The sequence below is a fragment of the Paraburkholderia sp. J10-1 genome (assembly GCF_905220165.1).
In the GTDB taxonomy this organism is placed as follows: domain Bacteria; phylum Pseudomonadota; class Gammaproteobacteria; order Burkholderiales; family Burkholderiaceae; genus Paraburkholderia.
The window spans coordinates 1-669 of the sequence record NZ_CAJMYW010000064.1; the positions used below are offsets into that span (position 1 = coordinate 1).

Sequence of the window (669 nt, forward strand, 5' to 3'; positions counted from 1 at the left end):
GTATCAGGAGACAAATACCATGAGCGCAAAAGTATTCGAAACGAAGGAAGTGCAGGACCTGCTGAAGGCCGCTGCGAATCTCAATGGCGGCAGCGGCAACGCGCGTTTCCAGCAGGTCGTCTATCGACTGCTGGGCGATCTGTTCAAGGCCATCGACGATCTCGACATCACGCCCGATGAAGTGTGGGCCGGCGTGAACTATCTGAACAAGCTGGGCCAGGACGGCGAGGCTGCGCTGCTGGCGGCTGGCCTGGGCCTCGAAAAGTACCTCGACATCCGCATGGACGCCGCAGACAAGTCGGTGGGTCTCGAAGGCGGCACGCCGCGCACGATCGAAGGACCGTTGTACGTTGCGGGCGCACCGGTGCGCGAAGGCGTTTCGCGTATCGACCTCAACCCGGACGCCGACGCGGGCCCGCTCGTCATTCATGGCACCGTCACGGATCTCGACGGCAAGCCGCTTGCGGGCGCCCTGGTCGAATGCTGGCACGCCAATTCGAAGGGCTTTTATTCGCACTTCGATCCGACGGGTGCGCAGGACGACTTCAACCTGCGCGGCGCGGTCAAGACCGGCGCAGACGGCAAGTACGAATTCCGCACGCTCATGCCGGTGGGCTACGGCTGCCCGCCCCAGGGCGCGACGCAGCAGCTCCTGGACGGCCTTGGCCG

The 669-nt window shown here is 64.1% G+C and carries 1 protein-coding gene; it reads left to right on the forward strand.

Annotated elements, in window-relative coordinates; all coding sequences use genetic code 11:
• Positions 1-19: 19 nt before the first annotated feature.
• Positions 20-669, forward strand: a 650-nt coding sequence (locus U5A65_RS40700; RefSeq protein ID WP_321949723.1) for a dioxygenase, incomplete at its 3' end; no start/stop codon positions are given.